18 protein-coding genes and 1 tRNA gene are annotated in these 22,913 nt (G+C 49.2%); 11 read left to right on the top strand and 8 right to left on the bottom strand.

Annotated features, from left to right (window positions below):
- Positions 1-28: 28 nt before the first annotated feature.
- On the top strand, positions 29-1,057 hold the full coding sequence (gene epmB / locus AC1MKH_RS02040; protein ID WP_276220719.1) for an EF-P beta-lysylation protein EpmB: 1,029 nt from the start codon (positions 29-31) through the stop codon (positions 1,055-1,057).
- Positions 1,058-1,260: 203 nt separating this feature from the next.
- Positions 1,261-2,118 carry a YjeJ family protein gene (gene yjeJ, locus AC1MKH_RS02035; RefSeq protein WP_276220721.1) on the top strand — a complete coding sequence of 286 codons (858 nt, stop codon included), beginning with the start codon at positions 1,261-1,263 and terminating at the stop codon, positions 2,116-2,118.
- 55 nt (positions 2,119-2,173) lie between these two features.
- Here the strand turns inward: yjeJ and AC1MKH_RS02030 are convergent, their stop codons facing one another.
- From AC1MKH_RS02030 to AC1MKH_RS02020, 3 genes are all read right to left on the bottom strand, one after another.
- On the bottom strand, positions 2,174-2,527 hold the full coding sequence (locus AC1MKH_RS02030) for a DUF4156 domain-containing protein (protein WP_015966237.1): 354 nt from the start codon (positions 2,525-2,527) through the stop codon (positions 2,174-2,176).
- Positions 2,528-2,661: 134 nt separating this feature from the next.
- Entirely contained in the window at positions 2,662-4,305 is a 1,644-nt protein-coding gene (gene groL / locus AC1MKH_RS02025; RefSeq protein ID WP_276220724.1) for a chaperonin GroEL, read from the bottom strand.
- Positions 4,306-4,348: 43 nt separating this feature from the next.
- Positions 4,349-4,642, bottom strand: coding sequence for a co-chaperone GroES (locus AC1MKH_RS02020; RefSeq protein ID WP_003855929.1), 294 nt, complete (start codon positions 4,640-4,642; stop codon positions 4,349-4,351).
- 250 nt (positions 4,643-4,892) lie between these two features.
- Here AC1MKH_RS02020 and yjeH point away from each other — a divergent pair, with 250 nt between their 5' ends.
- Positions 4,893-6,131 carry an L-methionine/branched-chain amino acid transporter gene (yjeH, locus tag AC1MKH_RS02015; RefSeq protein WP_276220727.1) on the top strand — a complete coding sequence of 413 codons (1,239 nt, stop codon included), beginning with the start codon at positions 4,893-4,895 and terminating at the stop codon, positions 6,129-6,131.
- Between the two features lie 21 nt (positions 6,132-6,152).
- On the opposite strand, the gene AC1MKH_RS02010 is transcribed toward yjeH, so the two are convergent.
- A complete protein-coding gene (locus AC1MKH_RS02010) occupies positions 6,153-6,623 on the bottom strand; it encodes an FxsA family protein (RefSeq protein WP_015966240.1) in 471 nt (156 codons plus the stop codon).
- Positions 6,624-6,957: 334 nt separating this feature from the next.
- Here AC1MKH_RS02010 and aspA point away from each other — a divergent pair, with 334 nt between their 5' ends.
- From aspA to AC1MKH_RS01975, 7 genes are all read left to right on the top strand, one after another.
- A complete protein-coding gene (gene aspA / locus AC1MKH_RS02005) occupies positions 6,958-8,394 on the top strand; it encodes an aspartate ammonia-lyase (RefSeq protein WP_149465085.1) in 1,437 nt (478 codons plus the stop codon).
- 115 nt (positions 8,395-8,509) lie between these two features.
- Positions 8,510-9,811, top strand: coding sequence for an anaerobic C4-dicarboxylate transporter (locus AC1MKH_RS02000; protein WP_276220730.1), 1,302 nt, complete (start codon positions 8,510-8,512; stop codon positions 9,809-9,811).
- A 99-nt stretch (positions 9,812-9,910) separates the two neighbouring features.
- Positions 9,911-10,234, top strand: a complete 324-nt coding sequence (cutA, locus tag AC1MKH_RS01995) for a divalent cation tolerance protein CutA (RefSeq protein WP_015966243.1) — start codon at positions 9,911-9,913, stop codon at positions 10,232-10,234.
- Positions 10,210-11,892, top strand: a complete 1,683-nt coding sequence (locus tag AC1MKH_RS01990; protein ID WP_276220732.1) for a protein-disulfide reductase DsbD — start codon at positions 10,210-10,212, stop codon at positions 11,890-11,892. Before cutA ends, AC1MKH_RS01990 begins: the two co-directional genes overlap by 25 nt.
- Before the next feature lie 46 nt (positions 11,893-11,938).
- Positions 11,939-12,514, top strand: coding sequence for a transcriptional regulator (locus tag AC1MKH_RS01985; RefSeq protein WP_276220734.1), 576 nt, complete (start codon positions 11,939-11,941; stop codon positions 12,512-12,514).
- A gap of 67 nt (positions 12,515-12,581) precedes the next feature.
- The gene (locus AC1MKH_RS01980; protein ID WP_276220735.1) at positions 12,582-14,597 is read left to right on the top strand and encodes a DUF1176 domain-containing protein; all 2,016 of its coding nucleotides are present in this window, start codon (positions 12,582-12,584) and stop codon (positions 14,595-14,597) included.
- Between the two features lie 115 nt (positions 14,598-14,712).
- Positions 14,713-14,788 (top strand) — tRNA-Phe (locus tag AC1MKH_RS01975).
- 595 nt (positions 14,789-15,383) lie between these two features.
- Here AC1MKH_RS01975 and AC1MKH_RS01970 read toward each other — a convergent pair.
- Positions 15,384-16,802, bottom strand: coding sequence for a hypothetical protein (locus AC1MKH_RS01970; protein ID WP_039260992.1), 1,419 nt, complete (start codon positions 16,800-16,802; stop codon positions 15,384-15,386).
- A 541-nt stretch (positions 16,803-17,343) separates the two neighbouring features.
- Here AC1MKH_RS01970 and AC1MKH_RS01965 point away from each other — a divergent pair.
- Positions 17,344-18,531, top strand: coding sequence for a tyrosine-type recombinase/integrase (locus tag AC1MKH_RS01965; protein ID WP_059387045.1), 1,188 nt, complete (start codon positions 17,344-17,346; stop codon positions 18,529-18,531).
- Between the two features lie 51 nt (positions 18,532-18,582).
- On the opposite strand, the gene AC1MKH_RS01960 is transcribed toward AC1MKH_RS01965, so the two are convergent.
- The 3 genes from AC1MKH_RS01960 to AC1MKH_RS01950 all read right to left on the bottom strand — a co-directional run bounded on the left by AC1MKH_RS01960 (position 18,583) and on the right by AC1MKH_RS01950 (position 22,436).
- Positions 18,583-18,933 carry a DUF4102 domain-containing protein gene (locus AC1MKH_RS01960; protein ID WP_079820674.1) on the bottom strand — a complete coding sequence of 117 codons (351 nt, stop codon included), beginning with the start codon at positions 18,931-18,933 and terminating at the stop codon, positions 18,583-18,585.
- 74 nt (positions 18,934-19,007) lie between these two features.
- The gene (locus AC1MKH_RS01955; RefSeq protein WP_276220741.1) at positions 19,008-20,939 is read right to left on the bottom strand and encodes a DUF927 domain-containing protein; all 1,932 of its coding nucleotides are present in this window, start codon (positions 20,937-20,939) and stop codon (positions 19,008-19,010) included.
- Between the two features lie 72 nt (positions 20,940-21,011).
- Complete coding sequence (locus AC1MKH_RS01950; RefSeq protein WP_276220742.1) at positions 21,012-22,436, bottom strand: site-specific integrase; 1,425 nt, start codon at positions 22,434-22,436, stop codon at positions 21,012-21,014.
- Positions 22,437-22,913: the final 477 nt, after the last annotated feature.

Raw genomic sequence — 22,913 nt, 5'->3', positions numbered from 1 at the left:
AATTGTGAAATGGTAGCTAAGCCACAAAATGGCGCATATTGTAACCCTAAATACCCCATCCAGAGAAGATTGGTTATCGCAACTTGCCGATGTTGTGACCGATCCGGATGAACTATTACGTCTTTTAAATGTAGACGCTGATGAAAAATTGCTCGCAGGAAGAGACGCGAAACGTCTTTTCCCGCTTCGCGTTCCCCGTGCGTTTATCGCCCGGATGGAAAAAGGTAACCCAAATGACCCGTTATTGCGTCAGGTTTTAACCGTGCAGGACGAGTTCATCACCGCGCCCGGTTTCTCAACCGACCCGCTGGAAGAGCAGCACAGCGTGGTGCCAGGGCTACTGCATAAATACCGTAACCGGGCATTGCTACTGGTGAAGGGCGGCTGTGCGGTGAACTGCCGTTACTGCTTCCGTCGCCACTTCCCGTATGCGGAAAACCAGGGCAACAAACGCAACTGGCAGGCCGCGCTCGACTATATCGCGCAGCATCCTGAGCTGGACGAAATTATTTTCTCCGGCGGCGACCCGTTAATGGCGAAAGATCATGAGCTGGAGTGGTTGATAACGCACCTTGAAGCCCTTCCACATGTTAAACGTCTGCGCATTCATAGCCGCTTGCCAATCGTTATTCCGGCACGCATCACCGATGCGCTGGTTACGTGTTTCGCACAAAGTCGGCTACAAATTCTGCTGGTGAATCACATCAACCATGCCAGAGAGATAGACGATGAATTTCGTGCTGCGATGGCGCGTTTACGCCAGGCGGGCGTGACGCTGTTAAACCAGAGCGTGCTGCTGCGCGGCGTGAACAATAATGCTCAAACGCTGGCTGACCTCAGTAACGCGCTCTTCGATGCGGGCGTGATGCCTTACTACCTTCACGTGCTCGATAAAGTACAGGGCGCAGCCCATTTCCTGGTGAGCGATGACGAAGCGCGTGCCATTATGCGTGAACTGCTGACGCTGATTTCTGGTTATATGGTGCCGAAACTGGCACGTGAAATTGGCGGCGAGCCCAGCAAAACGCCATTGGATCTTCAGCTTCGCCAGCATTAATTCATCTGCCCTCTATTATGAGGGCATTATTATTTGATTAAAATATATTTATTAACTTAATAATAGTTATTGGACTGAGTTTATCTGGACATCAGTAATAGCTGTGATATTTTACTTCACCAGCTGATATCGCCCTAATTAATAATATATATCTATAATTTTCATTTAAGCATTTACAAGATATATGGTTATGGAGAACCAACATGGCATTGAATATTAAAAGCGTTAATACCGGTGTTATTCGTCAGGGAAATGCATTTGTCGCATTAGCCTTAAAAATCAAAGAGCAAAAAAATAAAGAATCTCTCTTCTTTTTCCCTGCGCTGGTACTCAGAGATCTCCTCATCGCCATGGAAAGCCGCCTTGCGGCGCTGCATCAGCTGCAAGGCGATGAATTGCAGAAGTATGAGAAAGCCCGCGATAAAGCCGGTAAAAAGATGCTGGAAAGCGTACCTGCGCTTCAGGAAGAGGAGTTACGCCATGCCGATGTCAATTTCCGCGTCGATGGGCTGGAACTGTCTAAAAACGGTAAAGATGAATTAACCATTACGCTAAAACTGCATCGTGGGGAAAGCGTCGAATTGACGATTAATGAATTGCAGATTGACCTGCTGGTCAAAGCAATTATTCACTCCATTAATAATGCAGGAATGAAAGAGCTGGCGCTGCGTATTTCTTCACTGCTGGACTTCCTGCCACTGTATGATGCTGATTGTCAGGAGAAAGGCAGTCTGGAATATGACTTCTACGACCAGGCGCAGTGGAAACACGATCTGTTCAGCCATTATCTGGCCGTGCTTTATCGCTTTACCGATAAAGAAGGCAAAGAGTGTTTTAGCGGCAGCATTGTTAAAACGCGTACGCCATCAGGCAGTAAAGAAGCGCAGGCAATTTCTCGTCGTTTGATCGATTTCAGCCCACGGCTGAAAAAACTGGCCGGCACGCCGTGCCAGGTATATGTCAGAACCTTAAACGCGAATAACGGGCAGCAGCTGACGCAAGAGCAGTGTTTACGTGCGTTGTATCATTTACGCGTCCAGTCGGTGAAAACACCGGCCTGATGGCGTCGGATGGCGGCGATAACGTCGCCATCCGGCAATTAGCGCCCCTGAAAAATCAGTTCGGGCACTTATAAACCTGGCCGTTCATTTCGGTGTCGGTCGGCACAAAACTTGAAAGCATACCCTGAGTTGGGCTGCTGACACCGTAAATCACGTTGCCGCCCATCTCTGCCGCATGGTTACGCAGCGCATTCGCCGCACCGCGCATCGAGCCACCCTCTTCGCCCGTCTGGCCAGAAAGCCAGTTTCCCTGTTTACCTGTTGCAGTACCTAACAGCTGGCATTCTGCGCCCGGCTTATCTTCAACGAAGCGAACATTCTGCCCACCCGCACTTAATTCGTTGCTGGAACTACAGCCAGCTAACAGCAGCGCGGCGCCAACGATCCCTGCTAAATATTTTACCTGCATGTTATTCCCCACAATCAATGAGCTGGACGCATGTCGTCCGTGTGTAAACCTTATACTAAAAAGATGACCAAAAGAAAAACCCCCGGTCATTTCTGACCAGGGGTTTCTTTGTTGCTATGGGGTATAGCGCACGATTACATCATGCCGCCCATACCACCCATGCCGCCCATACCAGCAGCACCTAAGTCAGGCGCGTCGCCTTTCGGCAGGTCGGTTACCATGCACTCGGTGGTGATCATCAGACCAGCAACGGATGCCGCGTACTGCAGAGCAGAACGGGTTACTTTCGTTGGGTCCAGGATACCGAAGTCGATCATGTTGCCGTATTCTTCAGTTGCGGCGTTGTAACCGTAGTTACCTTCACCCGCTTTAACCGCGTTAGCGACAACAGACGGTTCTTCACCGCAGTTCAGGACGATCTGACGCAGCGGCGCTTCCATTGCGCGCAGCGCAACTTTGATACCGACGTTCTGATCTTCGTTCTGGCCGCGCAGGGCGCTCAGTTTCGCTGCAACGCGAACCAGGGCAACACCACCACCAGCAACCACGCCTTCTTCTACCGCAGCACGGGTCGCGTGCAGGGCATCGTCAACGCGTGCTTTTTTCTCTTTCATTTCAACTTCGGTAGCAGCACCGACTTTGATAACGGCAACGCCGCCTGCCAGTTTCGCAACGCGTTCCTGCAGTTTTTCGCGATCGTAGTCAGAGGTCGCTTCTTCGATCTGTTTACGGATCTGAGTAACACGGCCCTGAATCGCAGATTCTTCACCCACGCCATCGATGATGGTGGTGGTGTCTTTGTTGATAACAACGCGTTTCGCCTGACCCAGATCTTCCAGCGTGGTTTTTTCCAGCTCCATACCGATCTCTTCAGAGATAACGGTACCGCCAGTCAGGGTTGCGATGTCCTGCAGCATAGCTTTACGACGGTCGCCGAAGCCCGGAGCTTTAACAGCTGCTACTTTCACGATGCCGCGCATGGTGTTAACCACCAGGGTCGCCAGCGCTTCGCCTTCAACGTCTTCAGCGATGATAACCAGCGGTTTGCCTGCTTTCGCAACGGCTTCCAGAACTGGCAGCATTTCGCGGATGTTGGAGATTTTTTTGTCAGCCAGCAGGATGAACGGACTTTCCAGCTCAACAGCACCGGTGTCCGGTTTGTTGATGAAGTACGGAGACAGGTAGCCACGGTCGAACTGCATACCTTCAACCACGTCCAGCTCATCTTCCAGACCGGTACCGTCTTCAACGGTGATCACGCCTTCTTTACCGACTTTGTCCATCGCTTCTGCGATCAGTTTACCTACGGTTTCGTCGGAGTTAGCGGAGATAGTACCTACCTGCGCGATAGCTTTGGAGTCAGAGCACGGTACGGACAGGGTTTTCAGTTCTTCAACTGCTGCCTGAACCGCTTTGTCGATACCACGTTTCAGGTCCATCGGGTTCATACCCGCAGCAACAGCTTTCAGGCCTTCAGTGATGATGGACTGAGCCAGTACGGTCGCGGTGGTGGTACCGTCGCCTGCAGCGTCATTCGCTTTAGAGGCAACTTCTTTCACCATCTGCGCGCCCATGTTTTCGAATTTGTCTTCCAGCTCGATTTCACGCGCGACGGAAACACCATCTTTGGTGATAGTCGGCGCACCGAAGGATTTGTCGAGAACCACGTTACGGCCTTTCGGGCCCAGGGTTACTTTAACTGCGTCTGCCAGTACGTTTACGCCGCGCAGCATTTTCACACGAGCGTCGTTACCGAATTTTACGTCTTTAGCTGCCATTATCTTTATTCCTTAAATTCGTATGTTCAGTGTCGTTCGCGGATTACGCTTCAACAATTGCCAGAATATCGCTTTCGGACATGATCAACACTTCTTCGTTGTCGATCTTCTCGGATTTCACGCCGTAGCCATCGTTGAAAATAACGATGTCACCAACTTTAACGTCCAGCGGCTGCACAGTCCCGTTTTCCAGGATGCGACCCTTACCGACAGCGATGATTTCGCCACGAGTTGATTTTGCTGCTGCAGAACCGGTCAGAACGATGCCGCCAGCAGATTTCGTTTCAACTTCTTTACGTTTGACGATCACACGATCATGTAACGGACGAATACTCATTGATAGCTCTCCTTTGAGAAAGTCTTTATCAGTTATGGGTGACGCCGGGCCGCGATCGGTTTTCCGGCTAGTGACCAGAGAGATGGGGATGGGCCCTCTGCCCTTCAAGGGGCAAGTCGAAAAAATTTCAGAAAAAATTGCGATCGCTGCGAAACGGTGTACCCCGAGGAAAAGCAGGGTAAATCGCTTGCGTTTCAGCCAATAACGGTTGTGTTACTATCCGTTTCTTTACGAATGCCGGGACGCGGTCATGAGTGGTCTGAAACAAGAGCTGGGGTTGGCTCAGGGTGTAGGTTTACTTTCAACTTCATTGTTGGGAACCGGCGTCTTTGCGGTTCCTGCACTGGCGGCGTTAGTTGCCGGGGGCGATAGCCTGTGGGCGTGGCCCGTTTTGATTATTCTTGTCTTTCCCGTCGCCATTGTTTTCGCCATTCTGGGCCGTCGCTTCCCCAGCGCAGGCGGCGTGGCGCACTTTGTCGACATGGCGTTTGGCCCTCGTCTGGCGCGCGTGACCGGCTGGCTGTTCCTTTCGGTTATCCCCGTTGGTCTCCCTGCGGCGTTGCACATCGCCACCGGTTTTGGTCAGGCGCTGTTTGGCTGGCACGACAGCCAATTGTTGCTGGCGGAGATTGGCACGCTGGCGATTGTCTGGTGGTTGGGCTCGCGCGGGGCAAGTTCCAGCGCCAACCTGCAAACGCTGGTTGCGGTACTCATCGTGGCACTCATTGCCGCCATCTGGTGGTTTGGCGATATTCGCCTGGGCGCAATCCCCTTCCCGCCCGTCATGCAAATTGCACCCGACCATTTGTTCTCAGCGCTCTCCGTGATGTTCTGGTGCTTCGTCGGGCTGGAAGCGTTCGCCCATCTGGCCTCTGAATTTAAAAATCCTGAGCGCGATTTCCCGCGCGCACTGATGATTGGCCTGCTGCTCGCGGGTACGGTTTACTGGGCCTGTACAGTGGTGGTGCTGCACTTCAACGCCTATAACAGCGAACTGGCGGCCGCCGCCTCACTGCCCACTATTGTGGTGCAACTCTTTGGCGTTCAGGCGTTGTGGGTGGCCTGCGTGATAGGCTATCTCGCCTGCTTTGCCAGCCTGAACATCTATATCCAGAGCTTCGCGCGTCTGGTCTGGACACAGGCGCAAAATAAGCCGCAGAGCCCGCTGTCACGCCTGTCGAAAAAGCAGCTTCCCGTTAATGCGCTGAACGCGGTATTAGGCTGCTGTGTGATCAGCACGCTGGCAATTTTCTGGCTCAATATCAACCTTGATGCGCTGATCGTCTACGCTAACGGCATCTTCATTGTTATCTATTTGCTGTGCATGCTGGCGGGATGCCGCTTGCTGAAGGGGCGTTATAAAGCGCTGGCGGTGACGGGCGCGCTGCTTTGCGTCGTTTTGCTGGCGATGGTGGGATGGAAGTGTTTGTACGCGCTGGTGATGCTGGCGGTGTTCTGGCTGTTCCTGCCAAAAAGCAGTGGCGCGTAAACCGCGCCACTTCGGAACCGATTAGCGGTCGTCTTTGTGATCCAGACGGTCGCGCTCTTCATCTTTACGCTGATATTCACCATCAAACGTCTGTCCGCCATCGTTGCTGGCGCTGAACCCACCACCCGGCATACGTGAGAAGTGCAGATGCGGCAACAGTTTCATGGTCAGATGTTTCTGTACCGGCGGCAGCAGAAGCAGCAGGCCGAGGAAGTCGGTGAAGAAGCCAGGCAACAACAGCAGTAAACCTGCCAGAATCAGAGAAACGCTTTTCACCATCTCTGCCGCCGGGCTTTCTCCTGCTTCCATTTTCTGCTGCATCAGCACGAAATTCTTGAAGCCCTGGTTACGCACCAGCGACATACCAATCACGGAAGTAAAGATGACCAAAACTAATGTGAGCAGGACGCCAAAGACATGGGCGACCTGAATAAAAATCGATATCTCTATGTAAACATAAAGAAAAATAGCAATAAACGGTATCCAGCGCACTGGCTTCTCCTGTTAATCGTGGATGCTCTCGCCTCCACGTAAAAATTTTGCTGCTGTCACCCTGTGTAAATGGTGGCGGCCTGTCATTTTTCAATCAGACAGTCGAGAAATTTTTGTCAGCAATGGTCAAGCGGTGACCCATTTCACAAATCAATAAATCTTATGAGAATCGCCTCGTAATAAGTGATCAAGATTACTGTAATTCGCTATCATCAGCATATGATCACGGGCACCGGGTCGATTAAGGACATAATCGTCGGCCAGAAAATACGCATAACCTCGTAAATTCTGCGTATTTGGTGAATTCATTGGCAGATTGCAAAAGAAGGTTCACATGCTAAACAACATTCGTATCGAAGAAGACCTGTTAGGTACAAGGGAAGTCCCTGCGGACGCGTACTATGGCGTTCATACTCTGAGAGCGATTGAAAACTTCTACATCAGCAACAGTAAAATCAGTGATATCCCTGAGTTTGTTCGCGGTATGGTGATGGTGAAGAAAGCCGCTGCGCTGGCAAACAAAGAACTCCAGACCATTCCAAAAGGCGTTGCTAACGCGATTATTGCGGCATGTGATGAAGTCCTGAACAACGGCAAATGCATGGATCAATTCCCGATTGACGTCTACCAGGGCGGCGCGGGCACATCCGTTAACATGAACACCAACGAAGTGCTGGCGAACATTGGCCTCGAACTGATGGGACATCAGAAAGGCGAATATCAGTATCTGAATCCGAACGATCATGTTAACAAATGTCAGTCCACCAACGATGCTTACCCGACCGGTTTCCGCATCGCGGTGTACACCTCCATTGTAAAACTGGTGGATGCAATTCATCAGTTGGGCGAAGGTTTCCAGCGTAAAGCGGTTGAGTTCCAGGATATCCTGAAAATGGGTCGTACCCAGTTGCAGGATGCGGTACCGATGACCCTCGGCCAGGAATTCCACGCGTTCAACGTGCTTCTTAATGAAGAAACCAAAAACCTGCTGCGCACCGCAGAATTACTGCTGGAAGTTAACCTCGGCGCAACGGCTATCGGTACACGCCTGAACACCCCGGACGGCTATCAGCAACTGGCAGTACAGAAACTGGCGGAAGTCAGCAACCTGGCGGTGGTTCCGGCGGAAGACCTGATTGAAGCAACGTCTGACTGCGGTGCTTACGTGATGGTTCACAGCTCGCTGAAGCGCCTGGCAGTGAAGATGTCCAAAATTTGTAACGACCTGCGCCTGCTCTCTTCAGGCCCTCGCGCCGGTCTGAACGAAATCAACCTGCCAGAATTGCAGGCCGGTTCTTCCATCATGCCAGCTAAAGTTAACCCGGTCATTCCGGAAGTCGTAAACCAGGTGTGCTTCAAAGTCATCGGTAACGATATTACGGTCACCATGGCCTCTGAAGCCGGTCAGCTGCAGCTGAACGTGATGGAGCCAGTGATTGGCCAGGCAATGTTTGAGTCTATCCACATCCTGACCAACGCCTGCTACAACCTGCTGGAAAAATGCATCGATGGCATTACCGCCAACAAAGCGGTTTGCGAAGGCTACGTCTACAACTCCATCGGGATTGTGACCTACCTGAACCCGTTCATCGGCCACCATAACGGCGATATCGTCGGTAAGATTTGTGCTGAAACCGGGAAGAGCGTACGTGAGGTCGTTCTGGAGCGTGGCTTGCTCACAGAAGCTGAGCTGGACGATATCTTTTCGGCACAAAACCTGATGCATCCGGCTTACAAAGCAAAACGCTACACTGATGAAAGCGAACAGTAACAGTAGTGGTTAAGATACAAGGGGCATGTCAGCGATGACATGCCCTTTTTGCTTTTTATGATTTACCAACCTACAACATTCTAATATCAACTTGTAAACACAAGGAAGGCTACATATGTTTGGTGCAGAGCTCGTTATTGTCCTGCTTGCGATCTATCTCGGAGCAAGGCTCGGCGGTATCGGCATTGGTTTTGCCGGTGGTTTCGGCGTTCTTATCCTCACCCTTATTTTCCAGATTAACCCGGGAGCTATCCCGTTCGATGTTATTGAAATCATCATGGCGGTTATCGCGGCTATTGCCGCTATGCAGGTTGCCGGGGGGATGGATTACCTCGTGAGCCTGGCGGAGCGTATGCTGCGCCGTCATCCGAAGTACATCACCTTCCTCGCGCCGCTGGTTACCTGGTTTATGACCATTCTGGCCGGGACCGGGCATACCGCGTTCTCCACGCTGCCGGTTATCACCGAAGTGGCGAAGGAGCAGGGTATTCGCCCATCTCGTCCGCTTTCTATCGCCGTTGTCGCCTCACAGATCGCGATCACCGCGTCCCCTATCTCCGCTGCCGTCGTTTTCTTTGCCGGTATTCTGGAGCCGATGGGCGTAAGCTATCTGACACTGCTGGCTATCTGTATTCCGGTCACGCTGATTGCCGTCATGATCACCGCCTGCGTGTGTAACTTCCTGGGCTGCGAACTGAAAGATGATCCGGTTTATCAGGAACGTCTGGCTAAAGGCGAAGTGAAGCTGCGCGGAAGCCAGGTCTTCAAACTGAAACCACACGCGAAACGCTCCGTTCTGCTGTTCCTGATCGGTATCATCGCGGTGATGTTCTACGCCACCGCCATCAGCGATACGGTTGGCCTGATTCAGAACCCGGTCCTGCCGCGTAACGAAGCGATTGTGGTCTTCATGCTGACTATCGCGACGCTGATTTGCTTTACCTGCAAAATCGATACCGGCGAAATCCTTAATGCCAGCACCTTTAAATCCGGTATGAGCGCCTGTGTCTGCGTACTGGGTGTGGCCTGGCTGGGTGATACTTTCGTCAAAGCGCATATCACCGATATCCAGGAAGTGGCGGGTGACCTGCTGCACAACTACCCATGGCTGCTGGCCGTGGTGCTGTTCTTTGCCGCTACCCTGCTCTACTCCCAGGCGGCAACCACCAAAGCACTGATGCCTGCGGCGCTGATGCTGGGTGTTACCCCGCTGACGGCGATTGCGTCCTTTGCTGCGGTTTCTGCGCTGTTCGTTCTGCCAACCTATCCGACCCTGCTGGCAGCGGTCGAAATGGATGACACCGGTTCGACGCGTATCGGCAAATACGTCTTTAACCACGCCTTCCTGGTGCCTGGCGTCATTGCCATTGCTCTGTGCGTCATCTTAGGTTTCATCTTCGGCGGGATCATGCTGTAAGTAAAAAACCTTAAACCCGGGCCGCTCTGCGGCCCGATTCGCGCCTTCCCTCCGCCACACCGTGCTATAGTTGCCTCTTTCACCGATACGAGGTTGATGATGAGCACTACCGACGCTGTTGTTGTTCTCTGTACTGCCCCGGATGAAGCGACTGCCCAGGATTTAGCAGCCAAAGTACTGGCGGAAAAACTTGCCGCCTGCGCAACGATTATTCCCGGCGCGACGTCGCTTTATTACTGGGAAGGAAAGCTGGAGCAGGAGTACGAAGTGCAGATGGTCCTCAAAACCAATCTGACACATCAGCAGGCGCTGCTCGATTGCCTGAAGTCTCATCACCCGTATCAGACCCCGGAATTATTGGTTTTACCCGTTACTCACGGAGACAGCGATTATCTCTCATGGCTCAACGCATCCTTACGCTGATCCTGCTGCTGTGCAGCACATCCGCCTTTGCCGGTCTGTTCGACGCACCCGGCCGCACTAACTTTGTTCCGGCGGACCAGGCGTTCGCTTTCGATTTTCAGCAGAACCAACAGGATCTCAACCTCACCTGGCAGGTAAAGGAAGGCTACTACCTCTATCGCCAGCAAATTAAAGTCGTGCCCAATCAGGCGCAAACATCGCCGTTGGTGCTGCCCGCCGGGCAGTGGCATGAAGATGAATTCTACGGTAAGAGCGAGATTTATCGCCAACAGCTAACCGTACCGGTGACGATTAATCAGGCGTCCCAGGGGGCGACGCTGACGGTAACGTATCAGGGCTGTGCCGACGCGGGATTCTGTTACCCACCAGAAACCCGAACCGTCCCTCTAAGCGTCGTCGCAGCGACATCTGCCCCTGTTGAAACATCGGCACCTGCCAGCGCGGATTTGCCCTTCTCTGCGCTCTGGGCGCTGCTTATCGGTATAGGCATTGCTTTCACGCCCTGCGTGTTGCCAATGTATCCGTTAATCTCGGGGATCGTGCTGGGTGGTAAACAGCGCCTCTCCACGGCGCGCGCGCTACTGCTGGCGTTTATCTACGTCCAGGGGATGGCGCTGACCTATACCGCGCTGGGGCTGGTTGTCGCCGCCGCAGGTATGCAGTTCCAGGCCGCGTTGCAGCATCCGTATGTGTTGATTGGCCTCTCTGTGGTGTTTATCCTGCTGGCGCTCTCGATGTTTGGCGCGTTCTCGCTGCAACTGCCATCGTCTGTACAGACGCGATTAACGCTGATGAGCAATCGCCAGCAGGGCGGTTCGCTGGGCGGGGTTTTCGCGATGGGCGCGATCGCCGGGCTCATCTGCTCGCCGTGCACCACCGCGCCGCTGAGCGCCATCCTGCTCTACATCGCGCAAAGTGGCAACCTGCTGTTGGGCGGCGGGACGCTTTATCTGTATGCGCTGGGGATGGGTCTGCCGCTGATTCTGGTCACTGTCTTTGGCAACCGCCTGTTGCCGAAAAGTGGGCCGTGGATGGCGCATGTCAAAACGGCGTTTGGCTTTGTGATCCTCGCATTGCCGGTATTCCTGCTAGAACGCGTTATTGGCGAGGCGTGGGGACTGCGTTTGTGGTCGCTGCTTGGTGTCGCGTTCTTTGGCTGGGCCTTTATCACCAGCCTGGGCGCGCAAAAGCCGTGGATGCGACTTGGGCAGATTATCCTGCTCGCCGCCGCGTTAATCAGCGTACGCCCGTTACAGGACTGGGCCTTCGGCAACACGGCAGCAGCACAGGAACGATCGCACCTGAACTTTACTCAGGTTAGCAGCGTCGAAGAACTCACCCAGGCGCTGGCGAAAGCCAAAGGTCGGCCGGTGATGTTAGATCTTTACGCCGATTGGTGCGTGGCCTGTAAAGAGTTTGAGAAATACACATTCAGCGATCCACAGGTGCAACAGGCGCTGAGCAACACCGTATTGTTGCAGGCGGATGTCACCGCCAACAGCGCGCAGAACGCCGCGTTGCTGAAACATTTAAATGTACTGGGCCTGCCCACCATCCTCTTTTTCGATAAAGAGGGGCAGGAACAGCCGACACAACGGGTAACCGGCTTTATGGATGCTGCTGCATTCAACGCGCATTTGCGCGATCGCCAACCGTAGACAACACTTTAGACGGGAAAAACCGTTGGGAACGAAGGAGAACACCGTGCAACGTGAAGATGTCCTGGGAGAAGCCCTACATTTACTTGAGATCAGAGGGATAGCCAGCACTACGCTTGAGATGGTTGCCGAACGTGTCGATCGTCCGCTCGACGAGCTGAGACGTTACTGGCCGGACAGCGAGGCGCTGCTTTATGACGCACTACGCTATCTCAGTCAGCAGGTGGATATCTGGCGTCGTCAACTGATGCTGGATGATGAACTGACCGCTGAGCAAAAATTGCTGGCGCGCTATAACGCCCTGACGGACTGCGTCAGTAATCAGCGCTATCCAGGCTGCCTGTTTATCGCCGCCTGTACGTTTTATCCAGACCCGGATCACCCGATTCATCAACTGGCGGATCAACAGAAGCAAGCGGCATATACGTTCAGCCACGAGCTGCTGACCCAACTGGAAGTCGATGACCCGGCAATGGTGGCAAAACAGATGGAACTGGTACTCGAAGGCTGCCTGAGCCGAATGCTGGTGAATCGTAGCCAGGCGGATGTCGACACCGCACACCGGTTGGCGGAAGATATCCTGCGCTTCGCCCGCTGCCGCCAGGGCGGTGCACTGACGTAATTCGGATTTCTGGTCCTTTCGTATACGCATATAATTCCACCAACATGGATATGTAAAAGGGAATTATATGCGCCTGCTTCACCACGCCACACTTGCCAGTCTTTTCGTTATACCATTTTTTGCCAATGCCATAAGTGGCCTTACTTTCAGCCATAAAGACTGGGAACTCGCCTGCGACAACACTGGCACCTGCCGCGCTGCGGGCTATGGTGATAACGTCAGTGCATTACTGACGCGTCGAGCGGGTATATCCTCTGATACCCGAATAGAGGTGACTTTTTCCCAACGAGAGCAAGGGCAATCCCCCATCTCCACTGCCGTGCTTTTTATTAATAATCAAAAACAAAGGCCGCTTATCCCTGTTTCTGATGGCTATTTTTTGCTGGGAAGTGACATCAGGTCTGACTTTATTCGGGCATTACAACAAAATGACGTGATTGAATTTGAAGCCGACGGCGAACGTAAAATGCTCTCTCTGGCAGGATCTGATGCCGTACTACTGAAAATGGATGCGTTCCAAAAACGTATCAATACCGCAAGCGCCCTGCTTAAGCCAGGACCTGACAACATTTTCGAAGCACTCCCCGAATCTCCCACACCGCTTATCGCGACACGCCCCGTTATCTCATCGCCGAAAATGACACCATTAACGGAAATACAGCTTCAAAATATCCAGTCACAGCTTCAACTGACACCAGAGATGAACTGTAGCGGGCCGACAGAGGGGGACAAAAACCGCTATTACGCCATTCCGGTTGATAAAATTCATACGTTAATTCAAACAGCGTGTTTCGATATTTCCCGTTACGCTATGTGGCTAACTAACTCCACGCTAACAGCCCCTCCGCAGTTGATAACCAGCGATGCAAGCGGCTATGAGGACGGAGAAATAAGAAAATTTGCCGAGCCGATACAGATCTGGCGCTGGACCGGAAAAACGTTTGCATTAACCGATGAATACCGTAGCGGTGGTCGGGGAACTTTCTCTGTTAACGGAGTCTGGACGCTGCCCACGTTCGTGAGCCATGTCCGCACGCAACAAGACATCGACAAAGATAATGCCGCGCTAAAGTCCCTTTATGATGCCATCAATAAAGAAAAAGCGATTAACCCAGAACTGAATCTGAAGAAAGTTGCCGACCAGTTTCCATTAATGGGGCAGGCTACGGATTTCTCAGTGCAAAGCATCGATGAACAAGGTAATCCATTACCCGATCAAAAACCCTCAGCAGAAATCAGTGACGATGAATGGCAGGCCTTTAAACAATCGCCTGTCGAAGGAGTTTCCGAAAATGGGCGAACTGACTATGTGTTGGTTGATTTAGATGGTGACGGAAAACGCGATCTCATTATTGACTGTTACGCTGGTGGTACGGGGCTTGTCAGTTACACGGGCGTACTAAAACGCGGAGATAAGTCGTTTTATGCGGTTAATAGCACTGACGATGAAAACGTCTACGTAGCAGGTGCGTTGTTCTCGGAACCCGGACGTGGTGCTAACCAGTGGAGCCAATGGGTACGCATAAACGGCCAGGTTTATGCGCTCTGGTATAACGGCCAGTTTGGCGAAGATAACCTTTATCTACTGCGGCCTTTTAGCAACGAAGAAAAAGTTCCTGCTGTGACGATTCGTTATCGCTATGCATTAGAAATAATGAAAGCCGACAGCAAAGAACTCCCGGCAATCAGTGATACAGACCGCAAAGGCCTGTTGAAATCTCTCGCCCGGATGCAGGACCATCTCATTAAAGATATGCCCTCAAATCAACCTCCTGCTGCTATATGCCCAATTCCACCAAACACGTCTGCCGCAGATGCTGATAACTACCGCTTTGGAGAGCCACTGCATTACACCTTTGAACGTGTTGCCGTCATTCCTGTCTGGTTGAATAACAACTGTTACATAGGCACCGTTGCCAGCCATCACGGTTACTACCAAAAAGGTGTAGATGCAGAAATAATTATCAACTCCCCGAGACAAGAAGACAGTTTTATCCCAGGCTATTCGCTTACAGGTAAACGGCATGTCACCGCCATCCAAAGCGGCTGGAAACAGCGGGAAGGTGATATGGGAGTGATGTAATTTTCCACAATAATGGTCCAGAACTGCACAAACTGCCGCAAAGATAAGCAACCAGACAGCGAAACGTGAAATTGAGTTGACGAGATGTGCAGATTACGGTTTAATGCGCCCCGTTGCCCGGATAGCTCAGTCGGTAGAGCAGGGGATTGAAAATCCCCGTGTCCTTGGTTCGATTCCGAGTCCGGGCACCACTATTCATAAGGCCTCGCTGCAAAGCGGGGCTTTTTCCTTTCTTAGCTACGGTAGATTTCTGGTCGTTGCAACACGTTATTTGTTTGCTGGATTTCTCGCCATTTTCGCAGATGTTCGTTACTTTTACACACCTCAACACCCTCTGATGTGTCTCTTCCTTACCCCACTGCTACGGTCTTTCTACGGTCCTCTACGGTTCCTTTCTCTAAGATTATTCATAATGAAGCAGAGAATACGGGGGAAATGGGGGATTTCATAATTTACTTTATTTAACAACAAATTACCTTCCATTACCCCCGGGGGAAGACCGGGGAGACTCCTCTTCAGGCAAGGGGGAAGAACTCAGCGTTATCAACTCCCCTTGTCAGTCGGGTGTTTCCACCATCTACTCCACCTGTAATATTCCTGTTTTTCACCTTATGATTCTTCGCATCAGCAAAATCCCCCGCTTTCCACGTCATTAAAAAATGACTCAGCCCCATCGGAATTCCTTACCTGAACATAAACTTTGAACTGTAATACTTACATTAAACAATGTGTATTACCGATTTAAAATAGCCATAACCCAGCCCCTTTATAAGGGGCTAGATTTTGTTAGAAAATAATATTACTTATATCAGAAATAGCATTCAAAGATCCTCTATAGTCGCTCCCTGTTTTAGGAAGAATGTAAGAGTATCTGGAATCACCATTATATACTAACTTCCAATGCTTACCTTCCTCAGACAACTCAAACCCAAGTTCCTTAAGCTGCCTTGACGTTGCCTTATCCATACTCCTGTAGCCATTAAGTGCTCTTTTCAAATGAGTTTGACGCGAATTTGCTTCCATAGTTTGAGGGTTATTGGAAATTAAAGAAGATAATATATGATTACTTCGACTACCCTCTTTCGTATTCACAATAGCAACCTTCAGTGCTTCTATTATTACATCTTTGATCTCACCATTGAAAAAGTCAGTTTCTTCCCCTGCATTCATTACTATACTTCCTTGAGCTGAAGCTTGTGATTGAAGCATTCGAACACGATATTCTAAAGATAATATATTACTTTTGAGTTCTTCTATTGTTTCATCTTTTGCAACATTATCGGCCTCATACAAACCCATCAATTCACTTGTGTATTCACCTCTAATCTTAAGTGTATTAATAGAATCCTTAGTTCTTCTTTTTTGTATTTCACTCCATCCCCCCTCAGAGACGGGAGCCATTGTAGATGTGGCTTTTACGACATCATCAAATAATTCATCTTCAAACTCCTTCGCTGTTTTCTCACCCCGACGGTAAAAGGAGATATTTTGTCCTCGCGGCCAGTAAATTCCGACTGCACCTGCGTAAGCATTTTTAGAATTTGTCTCATTTTTTAGTTTTATTGAAAACATTTTCTCACGAGGTTCAATTAGAACATGAGCTATGCCACACACCTTTCTTGCTAATCGCTCAGGAATAATGTTATGAGGATGTTCATTGTAAAAATATTTCGAACTGACATAGATTATTGGCAGCCTGTTTTCAGTTTCTCCATTGATAACTTTTGCCGCCAACTTTAAATGCTCTTCAGAATTCGAAAGGTAATCAGGTTCTATTGATGTTTTGAAGGCATCATCCAAACCACCAGAAAATTTATCTATCAACCTAATTACTATCAAAGGTTTTTTAGGTTGAGGTGCTAAATACGCAGCCTCCTGACTAACCACACTTGATTCAACTTGGATCCATACCGTATTATTTATTAAGTTCTTATTTATAGATATATCAGTTACCCATTTGTGTGGTTCGGAAATTTTAGAATATCTGAAGCAACCTAACTGAACATCTTGGTTGCCATGAGTAATTACATCAATCCTTTCATTACTTGACTCTACATAAAAATCTTCACTAAGATAGTCACACGCCAATTGTGCAGGTATAAAGTTTGTGTGTGGTGATTCATGAATCCAAGAAAAGCACTCATTGAATACATCGTCAAATAAAACATCATTCGAAACATAGAAACCAGTGGAGAAAAACTTCATTGACATTGTCCTTTTGATATGAGGTTACCTTAAGAAGATAATGAAAATTAAATTTAAAATCAACCCACAAGCCCTCCCTTCCCCAAAAAAAAACAACTATATCAACTGAGATAGGGGGGTCAGAACAAAGACGATGTATTCCACATAATCATGAAATAAACCTACAACACCAAAATTAAAAAATGTAGCCCTATAAAAAACAACACCTACTAAATTAATGATTAATCATTAATGCAGAAGCATGCTCTCAAAATAAGCACATACTCTCCAATAAGGTATTTCTGGATAATGTCGCCCATATATGTAATTAAAATCAATCAAAGCACATATTATTTTTTTGAATACATCCCCCACCGGTATTTTTTCCATTAAGACCAGAAACAGACCGTAACACCTATTTTTGCGGCATTTCTCGCCTTCAATCATCTCATGTAACACCAGCATCCCCTTCGCCACGCTAGAAAATCAACTCAGCCATTAACAGCGCCGTGCCGGGGATGGGTCAACCCTGACGTTCTTTACACCAGTCACAGGAGGTAATATGTCCAGTCCGAAACGCTTCCGTTTTACTAACCAGCTCATTAAATCCCTGCCCCCTAACACATCAGATTCACGCAGCACCGATGCCGAATACAGCGACACCGAGATTTCTGGCCTGAAATGTCTGGTCAGCAAAGGAGAAGGACGTAAAAAGTTTTTGCTCCGCTACCTCTACCATGGAAGAAAACGTGCCATCGCTATTGGTCGCTGGCCTGAGGTGGATGTCACCTTAGCCCGTAAGATTGCCATGGAACATAAACGCTCACTTGCCACCGGAACTGACCCTAAGCAGGAACGCGAAAACAAGAGACAAGAGATGACATTTGATGAACTCTTTAACCAGCATTATCTGGTTTGGGCAAAGTCTGCTAAACGTAGCTGGGGTAAGGATTTCCAGCGCTACCGGGATCATATCCGTCCCGCCATTGGTCAGATGCTGCTTAGCGATATCACGCCTGCCCGCATTCTCCGCCTCCAGCAGACGTTAAGCACTTCATTATCAGCAGCAACCTGTAATCGTGTCATCGTACTGATTAAAGCGGTGTTTACCTGGGCCGGAAGGCAAAGCATCACCTCTGTCCATCCGGCAAGAGTGGTACAGCTTCTCAGGGAGAACAACGCCCGACAGCGCTATTTCACCGAGGACGAAATACGTCGTATTTTTCTCTCCGCCGATAACGATACCAGCCCCGTAGCTGCCCGCTATGTCAAACTGCTGTTACTGACCGGCCTTCGTCGTGATGAACTGCGTCTGGCTAAGTGGGAGCATGTTGACCCGGTTAAACGCACCCTATGGCTTCCTGAAACCAAGAATGGCTATGGACGGATTGTTCATCTTAATTCACTGGCGATGGACGTAATCAGAACACTGCCAACACAGCGGGGAAATCCGTGGTTGTTTATAGGTAAAAAACAAGGAATGCCGCTGAGTAACCCGGTTAAAGCCTTTCAGCGTATTGTGCGTCGGGCGGGAATTTTCGACAAAGAGGTGTGTATTCATACCTGCCGCCATTCGGTTGCCGCCCTCATCGTGTCCTACGGTGGAACACTGTATGACGTTCAGGCTCAGCTGGGGCATCGCAGCAGTCAGTCATCACAACGGTATGCGCATCTTCATCCTCAGCGTTTACAAAACACCAGCCAGCTACTGGCGGAAAGGATAACAGCTCAGCTACCGTCCTTGCGATAAATGAAAAGCAGAGGCAAATGCCCCTGCTTTTTTTGAGGTTAAACTCATCAATCAGAATGGGATGTATTCATAAGCGGTCTCATCCCCATTACTTCTGGCAAGATATCGGGCTTTATTGCGAGCCTGATCGATTGATAGTGTTGGAAATTCGCCAAGATAATCATAACGAACGTTACCTTTGAAAATATAACTGGCAAAGAAACGAATATTTTCATTTCGGTTAATCATTGCTTTTAATTCAGGATACTCACTGTCTGTCACTTCCCTACAGATATCATAGAAATTGCATTTAGCCTGCGTCATGATAAGACCATGAGGCGTAAATGGTGGGCGAATAGTTTCACAGCCTGTAATAGCACCAGGAAAAGTGTGAGTTTCATTTAATTCGCAGAATTCAGTCATGGGGTTCCCCTTCTGTTAATTTATACAGAATAATAAGTTTAAAGATAAGTTAGTTAACTACATTCAGATAATGCTCAAGCACAATTCAAATCAGCACTGATAAACCCTCGCTTAATGTGGTAGTAACACCTGTCCATACCAGTAAGAGGACGCTTTTTGTAATGCCCTTTACTTTCTACCCGCAGAAGTTTTCGTCGTACCAGCTCCTTAGCGACGTCACTGGCGCTTAATGAATGTTTCTGACACCACTCTTCAAATACAGGTGCGAAGATTAAAAAATCCTCAGTAGCATGGTGAATATAGCCCCAGTGATTTCCGGGTTTACGGTTATCCGGTTCTTTAAGACCGATAAAATGCGCACCCTCTCGCTTTACAAGGTCACGCTGAATATCAATAAGAGCCAGTAACACGGGGTTATACTGGTTAGGCTTATCATCAAGCCAGCGGCGAGCGGCACTCATTACCGCATCTGCAATAACATCCTCACCAAAGGGAAGAATATTCCATTCAGTTGCGAGAATCCCAGCGCACCAGCACAGAGCAAAACGTTCTAATGCACGCTTCTGAATATCACTGAGAGAATAGCCTTCTTTCTGCAACTCACCGATCAGAATGCCATAGCAATCTTTTGATGCACCCTGGATGAATTTACACATCTCCTGATAAGATAAGGCCTCATCATTTTCACCCTTCAACGTTAGAAGGCAGGCAATAAATTCCTTACCCGCAGTGCCGTAAGTCTCACACAACCCATGTTTCAGTCTCTCAGCTCGATTACGTACGTCTTCAGAGGTCTCACCGTCTTTACGGGCATCTTCGGGGCGGATGTTAAGACTGATGGCACGATGCTCCTGCCCTCCCTGAATTTGCTCTTTCTGCGTGGCAAGCTTCTCAGGGATAGACATTTCCCCTGACGAAAGAATAAACATTTTCCAGGTAAAGGCCTCATCTATCTCCAGATGCTGATTCATTCTATCCTTACCCTTCGAAGCAGTAATATTGTACAGCAAGGAAGCAAAGTCCTTCTGTTTGTAAGCACCCAACTCATCAATACAGGCTAATATCCCTGAATACCGACTCAGGTTTTTCTCAAGCGCATTCGCTGTAGTATTCCAGCGTAAAATGTTCACATCTGGCGCACTGCCGGGTTCTCCACCATGGCCGTGAACTGACATGGGAAGCTGAAGAAGAATTGTTTTTCCGGTCGTTGACCCCCCGTAAAAATGAAACAATGCGACATCCATTTTGCACAACGACAGCAGCATCGAAGCAAAAGCTGTGGATAATGCAAAGACCTGAGGCCAGCCATGAACCAGCTCAGCTACCATCGTTTTCCAGTCATCCAGCGTTCCCGACTCGACAAGCCCTCGTGGAACACGGTAAGCCGGAATCAAATAGTCAAATCCCAAAAGGTGCTGCGCGATAGGCATACTGCCGTGAAGAAATGCTTTGTTGCCAGGCACAAAACCCATCGAATCTGCGACAAGATAAGTAGGCAATTCCAGCGATTTCTTCATACACACCTGTAAGAATTGCACCAGCAGCTCTTTAGACTTTATCGTCAGGGAGATACCAAAACCTTTGCCCGCCAGAGAAGCCATGACGTGATCAGGTTTTACCATTGCATCACTTAATGAGACATCAGCACAGGCGAACTCTCCAGCATGGTTGATAGTCATCAACTCGACGCCCATATTGCGCGTTTTACAATCAGAATAATGCCTGTAGACAGGGAGAATGGGGGTCGAGCTTAACTGGTACCATTTTTTACCTTCATAATAGAAAAGCCCTTTTGCAGTATTGACAAAGCCTTCAGGCAGACCATCACGGCATCCGCACTTAGAAATGTCATCGAGATCGATGTCGATTGCAGCAGCCTTGTTCAGGTTTTTTCTTACCACCTTCAGATGAAGAGCACGACGAGCCAGAAATGCATTTAATTTCGTGCAGGCAAAACGAGCGGGGGTCGTTGTAGTCAAGGGTGATGGTGTTGATTTATTATTCATTTACAGGGTCCTTTTGAATGTGAACCACAGGCAGTAAAGCGCAGAACTCACTTGCCTGAGGGGGAATTCTGTTTAGGCCGGAAAAACATTCATCGCCCGGTTAACAGCTTCGTGGTAACGCGCCGGAGAAGCGTGCAAGTAAAGCTCCGTCACTTTGATAGTGCTGTGGCCCAGTAAGTCTTTGACGGTGTGAATGTCGGCCCCGCTCTCAATGAGCTTTGTCGCAAAGGTATGACGCATCTCATGGATGGTGAACGGAGGAATGCCCGCAGCCTCACAAAGTCGTTTTTGCAGGCGACGTGGCTCAGCAACCGGATTGTCGGTTCCCTTGCCCGGAAATACCCAGCCTTCATCACCCAGATGCTGACGCTGTTCTGTCAGAAGAACGAAAGCCTTATCACATACCGGTACACGGCGTAGTTTGCCGTTTTTGGTATGGCGAAGGGTGATAACCTTGCGGCTCCAGTCCACATCTTCAAGACGAAGATGACGGGTTTCCCCCAGACGCAGCCCCGTCAGGGCAAGGAACATGAGCAGAGCAAGGGCTTCATGATCGGGTTTACCATTACGCCAGCGCTCACAGACGTCCATCCAGCGCTGAAGCTGGGAGTCATCCATGGCACGGCGATCTGACGTCACTTCAGGCAGCGCTTTGATATAAAGCGCCGGAGAGCGGCTGATGTATCCCATGCGTATAGCCCAGGTAAACACCGCTTTAATGAGCGCCAGATGGCGGTTGCGGGTGGCAGGCTTGAGATCGAGATTATGCAGATAGCTCAGAATATCTGCCTCCGTCATACCTGCCAGCTTTTTGGCACCGAGAAGAGGGCGCAGGTATTTACGGATCTTAGAAAGATCGGTGTTAGCTGAACGCTTAACGCCCGTGCTGAGTACGCTTTTCTCATACTCATCCACAAGCTCATTAAACGTCATTTTACTGTGAGTAAGAAAACGCTCACCATAAGTCTCAACGGAAGCCTTAAGCTCCTGAATTATTTTAAAGGCATGCTCCCTTGCGTTATTAATGGAAAATTCAGGGTAACTTCCTACGGAAACGTAAACATTCTTTCCGCGAATACTTTTGCGGACAATAAACTTAATGCGTCCGGATGAGTGGAATATAGCCTTAAGCCCGGTACATTTTGTATCGCTGGCTTCGATAGTCCGGCCAGTTTGTACTGCACGGATTTTATATTCATCAAGAAAGGCTTTAGTAAAAACACCTCCAGTATTTTTAGGTGCAACCTCTGAATATTCTATAGCATTAGATACTCCATGGTCGGAATATCCATGAATCTCTTCATCTACATTGAAGGAATTTTTATGAGCAGCAGCGATGCTCTTTTTATCCAGCGCTTGCGTTAATTTATTTAAAGGGTAATTAACATCCATAATATGTACATGGTCCTCTGAAAATTCAGATGATAATGAGTAAGTTAATATGTCGGCCAACAATGGGATAAGCTTATTTATTCGTGACATCACTTTCAAGCCCATGAAAAATCAGCTCTTACATGCCCATTGACATTTAATACTCAAGTCAGAAAGACCATGATGACTCATCAGGAGTACTCCTGCTCAGGGAAAAGGGAAAATAGCGTTAAACCATATAAAAAAATTGTGTTCCGGATGCGTCGCCCAAAGTAAGTCAACTTTTGAGGCTCTGAAATAAGAAAATGGTGATACACCTCACCGATTTTCGCCTGAAAAACGACCTCATAAGGCATTTAAAATTAATACCTTTTAAATCAATAGATTAAAGTAATGGTTTTAACAATATGCAGCCCAACTTAAGGGTAATCAACCTTTCCATAATCAAAACCACACTCTATTCATTTTTTATTATTGTGACACTCGTCACATTTCACGCCTGCGGGTGCTTTGATTTTGTACATTCACAAAGCTCACCCACACCAACGACTATGACCGTAAAAAACCTCTTTTTATGCACATATTATTTCCATGTAAATCAAT

This window comes from Pseudocitrobacter sp. CD920760, assembly GCF_057782505.1.
Note: the sequence above shows the minus strand (reverse complement) of the source record. Positions and strands in the feature narration are given on the sequence as shown.

Bases quoted from the DNA above. Each gene is read 5' to 3' on its own strand.
- yjeJ (WP_276220721.1), top strand. From the start codon at position 1,261: ATGGCATTGAATATTAAAAGCGTTAATACCGGTGTTATTCGTCAGGGA.
- aspA (WP_149465085.1), top strand. From the start codon at position 6,958: ATGCTAAACAACATTCGTATCGAAGAAGACCTGTTAGGTACAAGGGAA.
- epmB (WP_276220719.1), top strand. From the start codon at position 29: ATGGCGCATATTGTAACCCTAAATACCCCATCCAGAGAAGATTGGTTA.
- cutA (WP_015966243.1), top strand. From the start codon at position 9,911: ATGAGCACTACCGACGCTGTTGTTGTTCTCTGTACTGCCCCGGATGAA.
- AC1MKH_RS01960 (WP_079820674.1), bottom strand. From the start codon at position 18,933: ATGACTGAATTCTGCGAATTAAATGAAACTCACACTTTTCCTGGTGCT.
- AC1MKH_RS01990 (WP_276220732.1), top strand. From the start codon at position 10,210: ATGGCTCAACGCATCCTTACGCTGATCCTGCTGCTGTGCAGCACATCC.
- AC1MKH_RS02000 (WP_276220730.1), top strand. From the start codon at position 8,510: ATGTTTGGTGCAGAGCTCGTTATTGTCCTGCTTGCGATCTATCTCGGA.
- groL (WP_276220724.1), bottom strand. From the start codon at position 4,305: ATGGCAGCTAAAGACGTAAAATTCGGTAACGACGCTCGTGTGAAAATG.
- AC1MKH_RS01950 (WP_276220742.1), bottom strand. From the start codon at position 22,436: ATGGGCTTGAAAGTGATGTCACGAATAAATAAGCTTATCCCATTGTTG.
- AC1MKH_RS01955 (WP_276220741.1), bottom strand. From the start codon at position 20,939: ATGAATAATAAATCAACACCATCACCCTTGACTACAACGACCCCCGCT.
- AC1MKH_RS01970 (WP_039260992.1), bottom strand. From the start codon at position 16,802: ATGAAGTTTTTCTCCACTGGTTTCTATGTTTCGAATGATGTTTTATTT.
- AC1MKH_RS02030 (WP_015966237.1), bottom strand. From the start codon at position 2,527: ATGCAGGTAAAATATTTAGCAGGGATCGTTGGCGCCGCGCTGCTGTTA.
- yjeH (WP_276220727.1), top strand. From the start codon at position 4,893: ATGAGTGGTCTGAAACAAGAGCTGGGGTTGGCTCAGGGTGTAGGTTTA.
- AC1MKH_RS01980 (WP_276220735.1), top strand. From the start codon at position 12,582: ATGCGCCTGCTTCACCACGCCACACTTGCCAGTCTTTTCGTTATACCA.
- AC1MKH_RS02020 (WP_003855929.1), bottom strand. From the start codon at position 4,642: ATGAGTATTCGTCCGTTACATGATCGTGTGATCGTCAAACGTAAAGAA.
- AC1MKH_RS01965 (WP_059387045.1), top strand. From the start codon at position 17,344: ATGTCCAGTCCGAAACGCTTCCGTTTTACTAACCAGCTCATTAAATCC.